Source organism: Agaribacterium haliotis, from assembly GCF_002312815.1.
GTDB lineage: Bacteria > Pseudomonadota > Gammaproteobacteria > Pseudomonadales > Cellvibrionaceae > Agaribacterium > Agaribacterium haliotis.
Genome location: NZ_NKQJ01000002.1, coordinates 318,255 through 332,814 on the forward strand (window position 1 = coordinate 318,255; position 14,560 = coordinate 332,814).

Annotated in this window: 12 protein-coding genes; 6 read left to right on the top strand and 6 right to left on the bottom strand. The window is 52.4% G+C overall.

Annotated elements, in window-relative coordinates; all coding sequences use genetic code 11:
* Positions 1 to 58 precede the first annotated feature (58 nt).
* Positions 59 to 1,939, top strand: coding sequence for a YfiR/HmsC family protein (locus CFK45_RS04275; protein WP_158224600.1), 1,881 nt, complete (start codon positions 59 to 61; stop codon positions 1,937 to 1,939).
* A gap of 42 nt (positions 1,940 to 1,981) precedes the next feature.
* Here CFK45_RS04275 and CFK45_RS04280 read toward each other — a convergent pair whose 3' ends face one another.
* Both CFK45_RS04280 and tfpB read right to left on the bottom strand, forming a co-directional pair.
* Positions 1,982 to 2,266, bottom strand: coding sequence for a hypothetical protein (locus tag CFK45_RS04280; RefSeq protein ID WP_096085182.1), 285 nt, complete (start codon positions 2,264 to 2,266; stop codon positions 1,982 to 1,984).
* A gap of 9 nt (positions 2,267 to 2,275) precedes the next feature.
* Entirely contained in the window at positions 2,276 to 4,048 is a 1,773-nt protein-coding gene (gene tfpB, locus CFK45_RS04285; RefSeq protein ID WP_096085226.1) for a type IV pilus assembly ATPase TfpB, read from the bottom strand.
* Between the two features lie 138 nt (positions 4,049 to 4,186).
* Between tfpB and CFK45_RS04290 the strand changes: the two genes are divergently transcribed.
* The 5 genes from CFK45_RS04290 to ilvD all read left to right on the top strand — a co-directional run bounded on the left by CFK45_RS04290 (position 4,187) and on the right by ilvD (position 11,337).
* A complete protein-coding gene (locus CFK45_RS04290) occupies positions 4,187 to 4,984 on the top strand; it encodes a PhzF family phenazine biosynthesis protein (protein WP_204378413.1) in 798 nt (265 codons plus the stop codon).
* Between the two features lie 93 nt (positions 4,985 to 5,077).
* On the top strand, positions 5,078 to 6,220 hold the full coding sequence (gene argE, locus CFK45_RS04295; RefSeq protein ID WP_096085184.1) for an acetylornithine deacetylase: 1,143 nt from the start codon (positions 5,078 to 5,080) through the stop codon (positions 6,218 to 6,220).
* Between the two features lie 62 nt (positions 6,221 to 6,282).
* On the top strand, positions 6,283 to 7,626 hold the full coding sequence (gene argA, locus CFK45_RS04300; protein ID WP_096085227.1) for an amino-acid N-acetyltransferase: 1,344 nt from the start codon (positions 6,283 to 6,285) through the stop codon (positions 7,624 to 7,626).
* 99 nt (positions 7,627 to 7,725) lie between these two features.
* A complete protein-coding gene (locus tag CFK45_RS04305) occupies positions 7,726 to 9,390 on the top strand; it encodes a tetratricopeptide repeat-containing response regulator (protein ID WP_096085185.1) in 1,665 nt (554 codons plus the stop codon).
* A 105-nt stretch (positions 9,391 to 9,495) separates the two neighbouring features.
* Complete coding sequence (ilvD, locus tag CFK45_RS04310; protein WP_096085186.1) at positions 9,496 to 11,337, top strand: dihydroxy-acid dehydratase; 1,842 nt, start codon at positions 9,496 to 9,498, stop codon at positions 11,335 to 11,337.
* A 223-nt stretch (positions 11,338 to 11,560) separates the two neighbouring features.
* Here the strand turns inward: ilvD and CFK45_RS04315 are convergent, their stop codons facing one another.
* From CFK45_RS04315 to CFK45_RS04330, 4 genes are read right to left on the bottom strand one after another with little or no spacing between them, the layout of a single operon-like run.
* On the bottom strand, positions 11,561 to 12,979 hold the full coding sequence (locus CFK45_RS04315; protein ID WP_143247480.1) for a tetratricopeptide repeat protein: 1,419 nt from the start codon (positions 12,977 to 12,979) through the stop codon (positions 11,561 to 11,563).
* An 8-nt stretch (positions 12,980 to 12,987) separates the two neighbouring features.
* A complete protein-coding gene (locus CFK45_RS04320; protein ID WP_239923548.1) occupies positions 12,988 to 13,581 on the bottom strand; it encodes an energy transducer TonB in 594 nt (197 codons plus the stop codon).
* Between the two features lie 12 nt (positions 13,582 to 13,593).
* Entirely contained in the window at positions 13,594 to 13,995 is a 402-nt protein-coding gene (locus tag CFK45_RS04325) for an ExbD/TolR family protein (RefSeq protein WP_096085189.1), read from the bottom strand.
* A gap of 35 nt (positions 13,996 to 14,030) precedes the next feature.
* On the bottom strand, positions 14,031 to 14,558 hold the full coding sequence (locus CFK45_RS04330) for a MotA/TolQ/ExbB proton channel family protein (RefSeq protein ID WP_096085190.1): 528 nt from the start codon (positions 14,556 to 14,558) through the stop codon (positions 14,031 to 14,033).
* Positions 14,559 to 14,560 lie beyond the last annotated feature (2 nt).

A 14,560-nucleotide genomic window follows, 5' to 3' on the forward strand; every position in this document is an offset into this window, starting at 1 on the left:
CCCCACGCCCGCACGGCAAATAAAACGAATATGCGGCTGCCGGGCGAGCGCCCTTTACTTGACCCTGTTGTGCACTGCGGCGAGTGTGCCGAGCCATGCACAAAACCGCAGCGAGACCTACAAGGCCGCCCTGGTCTACAAGATCCTCGAGCAAATAAAGTGGCCGCCGAGCAGCGAAACCTTTGACCTTGCTTATCTCGGCGCCGACAAGCAACAGTGGCAGCAGCTGCAGCTTTTGCACAAGCGAAGCCTGCACGGCCGCCAAATAAAACTGCAGCGTTTGCACAAGCTCGCCGATGCGCAAAATCTCGAGGCGCTGGTGCTCGACGCCGAGTTTAGCCAGCGCCTCGAGCAAGTCAGTGCCGCCATGCAGCGCCAGGGCACTCTAGTGATAAGCGATACCGCCAAACAAAAGAATCTGCTGATGGTGAATTTTATTTACCCGGATAAAAAACGCATCAGTTTTGAGTTAAACCGCTACCAGATCATCAGCGCCGGGCTGCAACTGAGCAACGATATATTGTTACTCGGCGGCTCTGAAGTCGACATTGCCGAGGCCTTGAACGAACTCAATCACACTTTGAGGCGCCAACTCGACGAACTCGGTAGCGATAGAAAAAAACTAAAACAACTGCAGCACGAGCTTCAGCAAAACCGCAAGGCCCTGACAGAGCAACAGCAGCAAATTGCCAGCACTCAAACGCGCTTTGACAAGCTTAAAAGCGAATACCTACAACTTATTCAAAACCTGGATAGCAGCCGCGAGCAATTGCTGCAGAACAACAACATTCTAAGCAACCAACAAAATGAGCTCGCGCACAAAGAGAGCTCCATCAGTGCGCTCAACCGGCTTATCGACGAAAATAAAAATATGCTGACCGAGCAGGCCAATAAACTTCAGCAACAGCGCGCAGCACTTGGCAGCCAGGAGCAGGAGCTGCAGTCCCAACTCGAAGCAATCAAAAACCAGGGCAGTAAAATTCGCCTACAAACCTACCTGCTCGCAGGCTCTGCCATCACGTTATTTATTGTGCTCGCCTTTGGTGCCGCACTTTATCGAATTAGCCGCGCACGCAAAAATGCCTACGACAAGCTTGAGCTGAGTAAAAAACAAGTTGAACACACCCTGGTTAAACTAAAAGAAACGCAGCAGCAGCTCGTTATGTCTGAAAAAATGGCGGCGCTGGGTTCACTGGTTGCCGGTGTTGCCCATGAAATTAACACGCCGCTCGGCGTCGGCGTAACTGCCGCAAGCCACCTCAGCGACAGTTTCGAACACTTTAAAAAACTCTATCAAAGCGGTGAACTCAAGCGCTCAGACTTTGAACAGTTTATTGAACAAAATGAAGATGCCGGCGAGCTGCTACTTAAAAACCTCAGCCGCGCCAGCGATCTTATTCGCAACTTTAAGCAAGTCGCCGTTGATCAGAGCAGCGAAGAACGGCGTCACTTCAACCTGCACGCCTACTGCCTGGAAATCTGGGATACGCTTTACCACCACACCAAACAGCAGGGCATAGAACTGCAGCTCGATATCGACAACAGCCTTGAACTCGATAGTTACCCCGGCATGCTAAGCCAGGTCATTACCAATTTAATTATGAACAGCATGGTGCACGCCTTTGCCGAGCAAAGCTCTCCGCGCGTATATATCAGTGCCGACAGCGACGATGAGTGTTGCCGCATACTCTATCGAGACAATGGCTGCGGCATTGACAGCGCTGTGCGCGAACAGATATTTGACCCATTTTTCACCACCCGCCGCAGCGAGGGCGGCAGCGGTTTGGGCATGCATATTTGCTTTAATTTAATTCAACAGCTAGGAGGGAGTATAGATTGTTTAGCCAATGCTAACGGCGCTCAATTTGAGCTCAAGCTGCCACTGACCAGCCCAGCCCTGGGGCTTGATGTTGCCGCAACACAAACGCCGAAAAGCTAACGTCCAACTGATCAGAGCAACAAATCGCAAGATTTAGCAAGCTTATTGTTCGCGAATTCGAGATTTGTTCCAGGTTTTCATTCCCACTAAAAACGCAACAAAAACACTTAAACCAACGACTCGTTTTATTTTATCTTCAACACTGTTGAGCTCGGCAAAGAACCCCCAACCCAAAAAACTCCAGAGCCCACCTAACAACAGTAAAAAAACAAGCTGCACTGCACTTGCGGCCGCAATTTTTTTCGACAACGGCATCACTTTTTTTTCAAAATAAGAAGAGACAAGCATTGCACTTAGCAGAGCTAAAACACCGTAAATTATATCCACTAACCTTCCTTAATATTTTTCCGCAGGGGGAGCCACTCTCAACACTTCAGAGACAGTCGTCAAACCTGCGGCAACTTTTTGTGCGCCACTTAAACGCAAGGTGCGCATACCTTCGCGCATAGCCAACTGCCGAACTTTCATCAAATCGCAGTTGTCGTCGATAAGCTCTTGCACACTTTCGCTTAAGCTCAGAATTTCATAGATGCCCTGGCGACCGAGATAACCCGTGTTGCGGCACTCAAGACAACCTTCAGCCTCATACACCTGCGCCGGCTTGCCAACCTTCCAGGGCTTCACCAGGTCCTGCCAATCTTTTTCTTGCAGCGCCGTCTCTTTTTTACAGTGCGGACACAAGGTTCTGACCAGGCGCTGGGCCATTACCCCAAGCACTGTCGCGCGCAACAAATAACTCGGCACACCGAGATCCAATAGGCGGCTGATAGCCGAACTCGCGTCGTTAGTATGTAACGTGGAGATAACCAAGTGACCGGTCAACGCCGCCTGCACAGCCATGCGCGCCGTTTCAACATCGCGAATTTCGCCAACCATAATAATATCTGGGTCCTGGCGCATCAGCGTGCGTATGCCCGCGGCAAAATCCAGCTCAATATTGTGCTGCACCTGAGTCTGGTTAAATGACTCCTCGAGCATTTCTATCGGGTCTTCAACCGTAGAGACATTGACTTCATCGGTGGCCAGGGTGCGCAAGGTTGAGTAGAGCGTGGTGGTCTTGCCCGAGCCGGTCGGCCCGGTAACCAAGACAATGCCGTGAGGTTTTTTGACCATGCCCTGCCAGCGCTCGAGATCGTCGCCGAGTAAACCGAGCTGCTCAAAGGTACGCAATAAAATTTCAGGGTCAAAAATGCGCATAACCAGTTTTTCACCAAAAGCCGTCGGCATCGTCGACAGTCGCAGTTCGGCTTCAGAGCCATCCGGCCTAACAGTTTTTATGCGGCCGTCCTGCGGCTTGCGTTTTTCGGCGACATTCATGCGACCGAGAATTTTTAAACGGCTGACAATCGCCGTCGCCACCGTCGCCGGAAATTCGTAAATATTGTGCAGGACGCCGTCGATGCGAAAGCGCATGCGACTGTGTTCGCGGCGCGGCTCGATATGAATATCACTGGCGCGCTGATCAAAGGCGTAATTTAGCAGCCAATCAACAATATTAACGATGTGCTGATCATTGGCCTCAGGGTCTTTAAGCGTGCCGAGCTCTAGTAACTGTTCAAAGTTTGTCACCCCCGAGCTTTTATTGCTGTTGTTGTCCTCGGCCCCGGTAACAGAGTGGGCAAGCGAATAAAACTCAATGCGGTAGCGCTCGATGTCAGACGGCAGTGCAACAACGTGTTTAATGCTCTGTCGCACCGTTTGCGCCAACTGCAGCTCCCACTCGTGGGCAAAGGGCTGGGTCGATGCGATAGTGACAACATCCGGGTTAACATCCACGCAGAGCAGGCCGTGCGCTTTGGCAAACTTAAACCCCATCACCGCACTCGCCTTGGCCACCGGCACTTTCATCGGGTCGATATGAAACAGCGGCACTCGCGCTTTGTCCGCCAACCACTGGCTTAGGTACATTTCATTTAACAGCACGCCGGGCTCCGAGGCGTGATCGAGGCGCTGGCTGGCGATATAAGTCAGAGGGTGCATCGCTGCCTGCTCGCGGCTGCGCGAAGTGCCGAGCAACACATTCGCATCACCCTGGCTGAGCAAACCGTCTTCAACCAGGTCTTTTAGAGTGTTGCGTAAATCCAATATACGATCGGGGGCTGTTATCATGCTTAAACCTAAAGCCTGCAAAAAAACGTGGGCGGCAGAAAATAATTGGGCCAAGCCCGGTTAATAAAATAGTTATAAATTTGTAGAAATAGTTTAGGCGCTTACGCCAAGCAAAAGCTACCGTCCGGGAAATTGATGATGAAACTAAAGCTCTTCCACGTCGATGCATTTGCCGAACAGGTATTTTCCGGCAACCCAGCGGCCGTCGCTGTGCTCGACGAATGGCTGCCCGAGCCACTTATGCAGGCTATTGCCGCCGAACTCAACCTCAGCGAAACAGCCTTTGTTGTGCCCCGCGCCGACGGCGACTACCGTATTCGATGGTTTACGCCAAATCGAGAAGTCAATTTGTGCGGCCACGCAACGCTCGCCAGTGCCCATGTGCTCTACCAGCACTTTAAGCACGCCGCGATACCAATCCGTTTTCACAGCCTCAGCGGCACGCTTGTCTGCATGCTCGACGGCGCTGAGATATCAATGGATTTTCCCCTGCAAGCCCCAAAAAAGCTGGGCGATGACCTTGTGATCAATGCCTGCCTCGCTACCAGACCGGCGGAACTGTATGCCAACGAAGACCTCATCGCAATTCTTACCGACGAGCAGCAGGTCCGCGAGTTCGAACCGCAACTGCCGGCAATCGCCAAGCTGCCGTATCGCGGCCTGATTATCGCAGCGCAAGCCCACGGCCAGAGCTATGACTTTGCCTGCCGAGTCTTTGCCCCCGCCTACGGTATTGATGAAGACCCCGTCACCGGCTCCGCTTACACAAAGCTCGGCCCGCTTTTTGCCGATAAACTCGACAAAAAGCGCCTGCGCGCACGACAATTAAGCAAGCGCGGCGGCAGTGTTGGCCTCGAACTGCAAGGGGATAGAATTTTTATCAGCGGCAAAGCCCTGAGCTTAATGCAAAGCACCATGGAGCTTCCGGATTTTTGAACCTGGCCCCTAGCTTTAGCAAACCTGGCTCGCAAGTGATTTTTATGCCTCCACTCATTAACAGGACGTTAATCAAAAACGCGGCTCACAACAATGTATAAACAATTTAAACAACGCCTTGGCTCTCTGATCGCAACACCGTCGGTAAGTTGCACACTCGCCTCTCACGATATGAGCAACAGGCCGGCTATCGATCTGCTCTCATCGTGGTTCGAACACAAGGGTTTTGACTGCCGCATTCAAGAACTTCAGCCAAACAAAGCCAATTTAATTGCCTGCTTAGGCCGGGGCAGCGGCGGCCTGGTACTCAGTGGCCACAGCGATACAGTGCCCTTTGACGAGAGCCGCTGGCAATCTAACCCGCTTGCTGTCGACGAGCGAGACTCGCGCTTTTTTGGCCTCGGCAGCTGCGATATGAAAGGCTTTTTTGCGGTCATACTGGCAGCGCTCGACGAACTTCAACTAACGATCAGCGAGCTAAAAAAACCGCTGATCGTGCTGGCGACGGCCGACGAGGAAAGCTCCATGAGTGGCGCGCGCGCGCTGTGCGCCGCCGACCTGCTCAACAGCCGCTACGCCATCATTGGCGAACCCACCGGGCTTGTGCCAATTTACATGCACAAAGGCATAGGCATGCACCGGCTGAATATTAAAGGCCGCGCAGGCCACAGCAGCAACCCCGAGCTCGGCAACAATGCCATCGAAGCAATGCACGAGGTCATCGGCGAACTGCTGAGCTTTCGCACAGACATGCAAAAACAGCATCAAAACCCGGCCTTTGCTATTGCCAGCCCAACCATGAACCTAGGCTGTGTGCACGGCGGAGACAATCCAAATCGCATCTGCGGCAGCTGTGAACTCGACTTTGATTTAAGGCCGCTACCGGGCATGGAGCTGGAGCAACTGCAAGAAGCTATCGATGCACGCTTACAGCTTATCGCTGAACGCCGCGGCGTTGAACTTCAGCTCGACAAGCTCTTTGACGGGGTCGACGCCTTTGCCGAGCACAAAGACAGCGAGCTGATCAGCTTGGCCGAAGAGCTCAGCGGCCACAGCGCTGAAACTGTCGCCTTTGCAACAGAGGCGCCCTTTTTGAAAAAACTCGGCATGCAGACGGTTGTACTCGGCCCGGGCAGCATAGACCAGGCCCACCAACCCGATGAGTTTTTGCATTTTGACCAGATAAAACCCGCCGTGAACATCGTCAAAAGCGCCATAAAACGCTATTGCTTATAGATGCAGTTCAAGCACAATAGCGCCCAGGCGAACTAACTAAAAGGAAGGCACTCGTGCAGGAAATGAGTGATATCAGCTGGCTCAGACAAGCCTCTCCCTATATTCACAAACACCGCGGCAAAATTGCCCTGATCATGCTTCCCGGGGAGTTTGTTGACGACGACGCCCTGTGCAATATCACCAGTGACCTCGCCCTGCTAACCAGCCTCGGTATCAAGCTTGTGCTTGTGCACGGTGCGCGACCGCAGATTGAGCAAGCCCTCAAAAACGCCAAGCTCGATACCGACTACCACAACGGCGTGCGCATCACCGCCAGCGAACACATGCATGCCGTTATTCAGGCCGTCGGCGAAACGCGCTTTAAACTCGAAGCCCAGCTCAGCAGCGGCTTGCCCAATTCAGCCATGCACGGCTCACGCTTAAAAGTTCGCGGCGGAAATTTTGTCAGCGCCAAACCGCGCGGCATTATCGACGGCATCGATTACCAATATACCGGAGAAGTGCGTTCGGTCGACGGCGAAGGCATTATTGAAGAGATCAACAACGGCTCGCTGGCTTTGATCAGCCCGCTCGGTTATTCGCTTACCGGCGAGATGTTTAATGTCAGTTTTGCCGATGTTGCCGTTGCTGTCGCCAAGGCAGTGAAAGCAGACAAACTTATCGCCTACAACGATGACGGGCGCATACGCGATGCCAACAATCACTGCTTTCGGGAGATGACCCTGCTGCAGTGTAAGAAGTTTTTAGTTGAGACCCAGCGCCACAGTGAGAGCCACAGCTATTTCAGCCTAGAGGCCTGCCACCAAGCCTGTGATTTGGGCGTACCGCGCGCGCATATCGTCAGCGCTCGCGAAGACGGCGCCGTGCTCAAAGAGCTATTCACCCGCGACGGCGCCGGCACCATGATTTACCGCGATAGTTATGAAACCATCCGCCGCGCGCGTATCGAAGACGTTGCCGGCATACTCGGGCTGATCGAACCGCTCGAACAACAGGGCGTGCTTGTCAAACGCTCGCGCGAACTGCTTGAAACCGAAATCAGCTGCTTTACCGTCATGGAAAAGGACAGCATGATTATTGGCTGCGCGGCACTTTACCCAATTGCCAACAGTAAATTTGCCGAGATCGCCTGTGTGGCAATGCACCCGGACTACCGCGGTGGCGGCCGCGCCAGCAAATTGCTAACCCACGTCGAGCGCCAGAGTGCCCGCCTCGGAGCCTCGACCCTGTTTGTATTAACAACACAAACGTCTCACTGGTTTTTAGAGCAGGGCTTTATTGAGACAGCGCTCGATATGCTGCCGGTAGAACGTCAAAAGCTCTACAACTTTCAGCGCAAAAGCAAAGTTTTTAGCAAGCGTATCAATGTCACAGCAACCACGATCGATTTAAACAGCAACGAATAAGCCGCGCTCGATGCCTAGTGCGCGGCGGCAAAGCCGCTAAACCTCGCCTAAACTTCTGCTAATGATCCCAAACTGTGGGCAAATAACAGGCGACTTTGAATGCTTCAGGCGGCAGACGGCTTAAAACAAATCGACATCGTCAAGATTTTCAGCGATAAGCGCTGTTTGGTTATCGATGACTTTCCAGAAATTCGAGGCTCTCTTACCCGCACCCTAAAAAACTTTGGCGCCCAGGCTGTCGACACCGCCGCCGACGGTGAAGAGGCCATTAAGCTCTGCCAAAATAAAAAGTACGACATCGTTATCTGCGATTACAACCTCGGCTCTGGCAAAGACGGCCAACAAGTGCTCGAAGAAGTGCGCTTTTTACGAGTGCTGATGATGACCAGCCTGTTTGTGATGATCACCGGTGAACAGAGCCGGGAAATGGTGCTCGGCGCGCTTGAATGCCAGCCAGACGACTACATTACCAAACCCTACACCCAGGCCTCGCTTAAGGTTCGCCTGAACAAGGCCGTTGTGCGCCATCAAGCGCTTTTGCACATTAAAAAAGCCATCAGCGATGGCGACTACCGCCAGGCCCTGCAGTACTGCAACGACGCCATCAAAGAGGGCACGCGCTACGGCACCGCAATCTTAAAAATAAAAGGCCAACTGCACTTTTTGTTAAAACAGTTAAAAGAAGCCGAATCGGTCTACGAAAGCATACTCAGTAAAAAACCCGTGGTCTGGGCCAAACTCGGCATGGGCAAGACCCTGCTTGAGCTCGACAAGCTCGACGGCGCCGAAGAGATGTTTCAGAGCATACTCGATGAAGACGAGCGTTATGTCGAAGCTCACGATATGCTCGCCGAGCTCAACGAGCGCAAAAAAGACTTTCTCGCAGCGCAGCGCCACGTGGAAAAAGCCACAGAAGTCAGCCCCAAAAGTGTGTTGCGCCACCGCCGTTTAGCCAAGCTCGCCGAGTTCAATAACGACGACGACCAAGCACTCAAAAGCTATCAGCAGACCATTAAGTGGGGGCTGAATTCCGTTCACGAGAGCGACCAGGATTATTTTAACTACGCGCGCAAAGCCGCACATGTTGCCTCGGGCAGCAGCAACAGCGACAGCAAAGCACTGATCAAGCAAGCTAACAGTGTGCTCGACCGGGCCCGCAAGCGCTACAGCAACAATGATGCAATTGCAGTGCAGGCGCAGATGGTTGAAAGCCAGCTCGCGCGCGCTTCTGGCGATGAGAAAAGAGCCAGCAGTGCGCTGAGCAAGGCGCGCACCATGTACGGCCAGCTCGAAACGCCAAATGTCGACGCGAGCCTGGAGTTTGCGCGCACGCTGCACGCCTTTGACGAAGAAGATGAAGCTCGCTCTCTGCTCAAAGACCTGGCCCTGCGCCACAGTGGAAACGAAGAGTTAATGGGCATTATCGACAGCATTACCAGCGAGCCCATCAGCGATGAAGGCCGCGCCATCGCCACTCAACTCACCAAAGACGGCATTGGCGCTTACGACAGCAAAGACTATGCACAAGCTGTTGAAGTCTTTAATGAAGCCCTAGCCGCCTACCCCAATCACACAGGCTTAAACCTCAACCTGATTCAGGCCGTGCTCGCCCACGTCGAGCGCAGTGGTCGCGACGACCACACCACGGGGCTGGTCAGGCGCAGCCTCAAAGCGATCGGCAGCCTCGACGAGCAGCACAAAGCCCATAAACGCTACAGTTTCATTATTAAGCAAGTCGGCAAGTTTATGCCCGACCTACTGTAGTTGCAGCGCAGTCCTGGCACCTAAAGCGCGCAACTCTGCCCTGCCTTGAGCAAATTTGCTAAACTTGCTCCCCCTTTTGCTCTACAGCCCACTTCAGGAAAGTTTATGCCTCGTTATCGCTCCCGCACCACTACCGAAGGACGAAATATGGCCGGCGCCCGCGCCCTGTGGCGCGCAACCGGAATGAAAGACGACGATTTTCAAAAACCGATTATCGCCGTGGTCAACTCCTTTACTCAATTTGTACCGGGCCACGTACACCTGAAGGATATGGGCCAGCTGGTTGCCCGCGAAATTGAAAAAGCCGGCGGTGTCGCCAAAGAATTTAATACTATTGCCGTTGATGACGGCATCGCCATGGGCCACGACGGCATGCTTTACAGCTTGCCGAGCCGCGATCTGATTGCCGATAGTGTCGAGTACATGGTCAATGCCCACTGTGCCGACGCAATGGTATGCATCAGCAACTGCGACAAAATCACGCCGGGCATGCTAATGGCCGCTATGCGCCTTAATATCCCCTGTGTATTTGTAAGCGGCGGGCCAATGGAAGCGGGCAAAACCAAGCTCGCCGATCACGGCCTGGATCTCGTTGACGCCATGGTTATCGCCGCGGACAGCTCAGCCAGTGATGAAAAAGTCGCCGAGTATGAACGCAGCGCATGCCCGACCTGCGGCTCGTGTTCAGGCATGTTTACCGCTAACTCGATGAACTGCCTAACAGAAGCGCTGGGCCTTAGCCTGCCCGGCAACGGCACAACACTCGCCACCCACAGCGACAGGCGCCAGCTGTTTGAACGCGCCGGCAGCCTTGCAGTAAAACTCTGTAAACAGTATTACGAGGGCGATGACGAATCTGTATTGCCGCGCAACATCGCCAACAAAGCCGCGTTTAACAACGCCATGGCCCTGGATATCGCCATGGGCGGCTCCACCAATACCATTTTGCATCTGCTCGGCATCGCCCGTGAAGGCGGGGTCGATTTTGATCTGGAAGATATCGACCGCTTGAGCCGCAAAGTCCCCCAGCTTTGTAAAGTTGCGCCGAATACTCAAAAGTACCATATCGAAGATGTGCACCGCGCCGGCGGTATCATGGCTATTTTGGGTGAGCTCGATCGCGCTGGCCTGCTCGACAGCTCGTGCAGCACCGTGCACAGCGCCACGATGGCCGATGCGCTCAAACAGTGGGACATTATGCAAAGCCAGGATGCTAGCGTCGCTGAATTCTTTAAAGCCGGGCCGGCAGGCATCCCTACCCAGCAGGCGTTTAGCCAAAGCACGCGCTGGGCCAGTCTCGATGCCGACAGAGCGGAGGGCTGCATACGCTCACTCGACAATGCATTTAGCCTTGAAGGCGGCCTCGCTGTGCTCAAAGGCAATATCGCCGAAGACGGCTGCGTTGTAAAAAGCGCCGGTGTCGACGAGAGTATTCTTGTGTTTGAAGGCCCCGCCCATATTTGCGAGAGCCAGGATCAAGCGGTTGCCGATATCCTCGATGACAAGGTTAAAGCCGGCGCCGTTGTCATTGTTCGCTATGAAGGTCCCAAGGGCGGGCCGGGCATGCAGGAAATGCTCTACCCCACCTCCTACCTCAAATCCAAGGGCCTCGGCAAAAGCTGCGCCCTGCTAACCGACGGGCGCTTTTCCGGCGGAACCTCGGGCCTGAGTATTGGCCACGCCTCGCCGGAGGCTGCTGCTGGTGGAGCGATCGGCTTAGTGAAGAACGGTGATTTAATTAAAATTGACATCCCCAATCGCAGCATTGACGTTCTTCTCAGCGATGAGGAGCTCGCCACTCGCCGCGCGCAGCAGGATAAAATTGGCTGGCAGCCAGCTCAGGCGCGCCCCCGCGCTGTCAGTGCCGCGCTGAAAGCGTACGCCATGCTCGCCACCAGCGCAGATAAAGGCGCCGTGCGCGACTTAACTAAACTCGAAGATATTTAATAAAGCCAACTAATGGGGCGCATCTTAATCGATGCGTCCTATTGGGCGCTCGCGCCACCTGTTATGCGCTTCGAGCCTTGCCCATTCTGCGGGCCTTTCAGCTCGCCTCTCTTACCATCTCCCCAAATAAGCATCTCTGCATATAAAAGCCCAGAAGCATAAACACCGGGCAAAAAAAAACGCAGCTTAGTGCTGCGTTTTTAGCTCTGAAGATAAGCTAGCGCTATCGAATAACCTCTTCAATATCAAGGCCATCATCAGCGAGCGAGTTCTTCAACACGTCGTAGCGTTTTTTCTCATTTCGAGCATAACGCAACCAACCGTTGGCAAACTGGCGGTGCTTTTTGATTTTTGCAGCTTTTTCAAAACTACTAATTGCATTGCCAAACTGGTGCAAATCAAAATAAGCGATACCCATATTGATATGTACTTCGCCGTCCATATCGCGAGTAAAGTTGCCTTTATTCAGGGCTCTCTTGCCAGCCTTAATCGCCTCTGCTGGGTTGTTTAAATCCAGGTAAACGCCGGTCAGCTGACCGTAAAAATTACCAGATTTACTCATTTTCCCAACTTCCTGCAAAACAGGAATCGCTCTTTTGCTTTCCTTGGCGCGCTGCAAAGCTAGAGCAAGCAACTCGAGATTTTTCTCATTGCGCTCAATCTTTTTCTCTTTCATTCCCTTTTCGAGAATTTTTGCAGTGTTATAAGGCACATCTTCAGCGAGGTAGATTTTCGATAAAGTTACCAAGTCTCGCTCTTTGGTATAGCCACCCATTAAGTAGGTAACTTCCATTGAGTTCAACTGGTCTTTCTCTCGACCGATCATACCGTACATCGAACCGAGCTGAGCCCAGTAAGACTTTTTCGGGTAGTTGCGAATCAGCTTTTCGAGAATCTTGGTCGCAGTTTTAAAATCTTCCTTGTCCAAGTACATCGCGCGCTGCAAGTTGTACCAGCTTTCTTCAGCAATTTTGCCTTTAGCTTCGACCATGCTTACCGCTTTATTAATCGAGTCTAAAGCACATTTTTGCTGGTTGTTCTGGTAACAAATCACCGACTTCAACTGCCAGATTTCAGCGCCAACTTCGGTGCCTGTCTCATTAGCAAGCTTCATCCAACGATCGAGGTAATCAATACTCTGCTGAAACTTCTCAAGTTGGAAGCTCAGCTGAGCGATGTACATCATGCTTTGCAACTCAACCGCAATCGGAATCTCCGGGCTCTGAGCAACGACTTTTTTGTAGGCTTCTACAGCGTCGTTGTACTTTTCCATCGAATACGCGACATAGGCGTTCATGTTGTATATCTGCGATTTCTCGTAGCGATTACACTCTTCACAAGCTTTTTCGAGTTTTTTCAACTCTTTTAATGCGCGCGGGAAATCCGGCTTCTTACCAGGGTTTTTTTCCTGATCCGGGTTTGCGTATTCACTGGCCTTACCCAGGCCTTTAAATACTTTTTCACTAATACCAGGCAGAGCTCGACGCTTTTGCTGTGTCGCCTGAGCCTCAGCGCTGGCCAAACCAAGCTCGCCACCACTTTGGCGAGCGAGGTTATCAAGCAGCGTTGGGCCGGCAAATAAAGCAGCAGCAAGGGCGGTTGCAGAAGCGAGCGACTTTGCCGTCATCGTCAAAGATTTCATACTCTCTCCTATTCAGCCAGCTTATAAGTGAAGCGGTTGTGCACGTTCGGAACCTCAATAGCCTGACCGTCAATGACTTTAGGCTTATATTTAAACTTCTTTGCGGCCTTGATAGAGGCGCTCAAGAAGATGCGGTTCGGGCAGTCTGCCTCAACAATATCTTTGGTTTCACCCGTCGTCGTTACGGTGTACTTCACAGTACAGTAACCCTCTACACCTCGACTCGCAGCACGAGCTGGGTATTTCGGCGCAACTTTTACGATAGGCAAATAATCACCGTCAGAAGAAAAACCACCAACAGCACCGATATTTACTTTCACACCAACTTCAGGGGCAATAGCGATGCTATTGTCGATGTCTGGCGCTTCAAACTCGGGCTCGGGAATTTCCGGTGGCGGCTCTTCAACCTCTTCCGGTTTTTCAACCTTAGCTGTATCGAACTCTTCACTGACTTCACGATTATCCATCGTAATTTCAGGAATTTTAAACTCCTCTACCTCTTTCGGTTCGGTCATATTACTGGCGATCAATAAATGCATCGTCAGCAACAAACCCATCGTCACAATGACGGCGGGAATAGCGGAGGAAATAATTCTTAACATGGGTATTTCCTCCTAGTTTGAACCGGCTGAGACAGTGATTTCACCAACGCCAGCCTCTCGTGCCGCCTGAGCCACTTCCGCCATAGTTTTGATATTGGCTTCTTTATCAGCCTGAATCACAACCTTGCCTTTAGGGGTTTCAGCTAGCAGAGCTTCGACTTGGCGCTTCACGCCGCGAACATCGACTTCGTTCTTATTTACCCAGACTACGTTTTCATCGCTAATGGCGATCAGAATCGGGGTTTTGACTTTGTCGACCATCGTCGCGTCCGGGCGATTTACTTCAATGCCCGGCTCTTTTACAAATGATGCAGTCACAATGAAGAAGATCAACATGATGAAAACCACGTCGAGCATCGGGGTCAGGTCAATGGCCCCTGCTTCCTCATCTCCTGCTGATTGACTTCTAGCCATAAGATTTCTCGTTAATTAGCCTCGATTCCAGTGCCTTAGTGATCCATCGTCAGATGATCTTCAAGCAACTGACTTTCACGAGTCGCAATCTGGTTAACAAGGGTCTGGCCAAATACGCCTGACAGCGCTGCCACCATTCCGGCCATCGTTGGGATCGTCGCTTTAGACACCCCCGAAGCCATAGACTTGGCGTCACCACCACCTGTAGCAGCCAATACACCGAAGACCTCGATCATTCCGGTCACGGTTCCGAGCAGACCGAGCAGAGGGCAAAGAGCCACAATGGTCGCAATCAACTCGAGATTGGCATTAATTTTCTCATTGACCTCAGAGATCATTGAGCGGCGGATTTGCTGCGCGTTCCAGCTTTTACGCTCAGGACGCGCCTCCCAGCTGGAGAGCGCACCGTTAACAACACGGTTCAGCTCTCCCTTGTAAAACCAAAAGCGCTCGAATAGTAGGGTCCACATAATGAATGCCGCAGAGGCAATCACATAGAGAACCCATCCGCCCCGGTTGACGAAATCTAAAACATCGGCAAACAGGTCCATCAATACGAGCATGG

Coding starts and splice junctions, on each gene's coding strand:
- CFK45_RS04325 (WP_096085189.1), bottom strand. CDS start 13,995: ATGGCTAGAAGTCAATCAGCAGGAGATGAGGAAGCAGGGGCCATTGAC.
- CFK45_RS04320 (WP_239923548.1), bottom strand. CDS start 13,581: ATGTTAAGAATTATTTCCTCCGCTATTCCCGCCGTCATTGTGACGATG.
- CFK45_RS04305 (WP_096085185.1), top strand. CDS start 7,726: ATGCTTCAGGCGGCAGACGGCTTAAAACAAATCGACATCGTCAAGATT.
- argE (WP_096085184.1), top strand. CDS start 5,078: ATGTATAAACAATTTAAACAACGCCTTGGCTCTCTGATCGCAACACCG.
- CFK45_RS04330 (WP_096085190.1), bottom strand. CDS start 14,558: ATGCTCGTATTGATGGACCTGTTTGCCGATGTTTTAGATTTCGTCAAC.
- argA (WP_096085227.1), top strand. CDS start 6,283: ATGAGTGATATCAGCTGGCTCAGACAAGCCTCTCCCTATATTCACAAA.
- CFK45_RS04290 (WP_204378413.1), top strand. CDS start 4,187: ATGAAACTAAAGCTCTTCCACGTCGATGCATTTGCCGAACAGGTATTT.
- tfpB (WP_096085226.1), bottom strand. CDS start 4,048: ATGATAACAGCCCCCGATCGTATATTGGATTTACGCAACACTCTAAAA.
- CFK45_RS04315 (WP_143247480.1), bottom strand. CDS start 12,979: ATGAAATCTTTGACGATGACGGCAAAGTCGCTCGCTTCTGCAACCGCC.
- ilvD (WP_096085186.1), top strand. CDS start 9,496: ATGCCTCGTTATCGCTCCCGCACCACTACCGAAGGACGAAATATGGCC.